Source organism: Eudoraea sp., from assembly GCF_049665975.1.
Lineage (GTDB): Bacteria > Bacteroidota > Bacteroidia > Flavobacteriales > Flavobacteriaceae > Eudoraea.
In genome coordinates, this window is the sequence record NZ_JBATGR010000151.1 from 1 (window position 1) to 2,023 (window position 2,023).

3 protein-coding genes are annotated in these 2,023 nt (G+C 34.3%); all 3 read left to right on the forward strand.

Annotated features, from left to right (window positions below):
* Positions 1-366 precede the first annotated feature (366 nt).
* On the forward strand, positions 367-1,149 hold the full coding sequence (locus WBN20_RS05685; RefSeq protein ID WP_424281031.1) for a DUF4239 domain-containing protein: 783 nt from the start codon (positions 367-369) through the stop codon (positions 1,147-1,149).
* 160 nt (positions 1,150-1,309) lie between these two features.
* Complete coding sequence (locus WBN20_RS05690; protein WP_424272156.1) at positions 1,310-1,486, forward strand: hypothetical protein; 177 nt, start codon at positions 1,310-1,312, stop codon at positions 1,484-1,486.
* 75 nt (positions 1,487-1,561) lie between these two features.
* Positions 1,562-2,023 (forward strand): DUF6090 family protein (locus tag WBN20_RS05695; protein WP_424281032.1); only part of this gene is annotated, 462 nt, incomplete at its 3' end.

Below are 2,023 nucleotides of genomic sequence, written 5' to 3' on the forward strand. Positions count from 1 at the left end.
ATATATTCCCGGTGCCCCAAACCCAATGTCTGGTGATGTGTTTTTTGTTAAAAAAGAACGTCTTAAAAAATTAGATTTACCGGAACTGAGTGCCATGAAAATTTATAAAAAATTGGGAATAGGCTCAAAGAAGATTCTTAAGGGAGAAATTAAAAAATCATCCTTTTGATTAAACATTTTTAAGAAAGGGCTACAGGATTTTTTAATACTGTTATATAAAAAAAACGATAGGCTTTTTTTTCTTATTATTTGCCATTTATTTTTACATTTAGATTTACTCCCCTTTTTGTGAGAAAATCCAGGAGAATTTAAAACTTAATATAATAATGGTTAAACACAAAGGGAGTATTACCAATAATAGCAAATATGACTACTTCAATTTTTGATTCTTTACCCATCTCTATTATCTTCATTGGTCTTTGTCTTTTGATGCTAATCACTTTTGAAATTGGTTATCAAATTAGCAGGCGTTCTAAAGGAATTAAAGAAAAGGTGGAACCCGCTACTCTAACACCAATGATAGGCGGACTAATTGGATTACTTGGGTTTCTGCTGGCATTTACATTTTCAATTGCAACAGAACAATTTAGCCAGCGTAAACAATACGTTCTTGAGGAAGCCAACGAAATTGGAACCTCTTACCTGAGGGCTGACCTTATTGATTCGAAATACAAAACAGAAGTTAAGCAATTATTAAGACAATATGTTGACACCCGTCTCCGGGCAGTAAACAGTACAAATATCAACAATGAACTCCTTAAATCGGTTGAGCTTCATAATCTTTTATGGAGTGAAGTATCGGCGGCAGCCTTAGCTAAACCCAATACAAATACCTCAATGATGATTCAATCTATCAATAAAATCATTGACCTGCATGAAAAGCGAGTCACTGCAGGTTTGCGTAATCGAATTCCCCTTAGCATTTGGATAACACTGCTGGCCATCTCCTTCATGACCATGACAACAATTGGTATTAAGGCAGGTTTTACCAAACCAAGGGGTTTGATTGCTGTAATTCCAATGATATTGGCGTTCGCTGCCCTTACTACACTTATTGCTGATCTTAACCGCCCTCAAAAAGGATTATTTAAAGTAGGACAACAATCAATGATTTCAGTTCAGAAAAATATGCAAAAAGACGTAAAATAAGCTTTATTGTTAAAAGGCTATTGTTAGAATCAATCGCTTTTTCTACCCATCTATTCTAGCTATATTCCACCACACTATCTGGTTTTTTTAGTATGATAAATGTCATATTTCCTTCTTAGTCAAACTCTTACCTTTTAGGCTTAATACTAAATAATAAATTATGACTTCCGATAAAAAAGATAAAAGCTCTTGGGCTATTGGTGGAACTACGCTTATTGGTTTGGGAGTTGGCCTTTTCTTTCTTCAGACCTCCCCTATTTGGTTCGTTGCTTGCCTGATCGCCGGCATTGGATTTGGATTAGTACTAACAGCAATTTTGTCTTCCAAAAATGCTTAGATTAATTTTAGTTTTCTAATTTTTTAAATTCCATTCGGTCACTAACTTTCCCGGGCAGTGCCAAAGATGAAATAGATGATAAAGTTATTCAGAAATACAAGGAAACAATTATTAACAGAAAACAAGTTTACAAAATACTTGTTCTATGCCTTAGGTGAGATCATTTTGGTGGTCATAGGAATTCTGATAGCTTTACAAATCAACAATTGGAATAATCGGCGGATAGAAAAGGAAGAGGAAAAAAAGTCTTATAGGAATATTAAACGGCAGATTGAAGATGATAGAGATGAACTAACAAAAGAAAAGGCGCTTAATAATTATTTATCCGCTACCTATAAATACGCTAACAAAATAATCAGGGCCCAGGATTATACTAAATCAGATTCCCTGGCGCTTATGGCTATGGGATTATCCCAATATTCAGACTTTAATAGCAGTGGGACAATTTATGAGACTTTGGTTAACAGCGGTAACTTAAAACTCTTAAAAAATGATGAGATTACCAGTTTAATACAAAAATTGGAAACCACCTATATC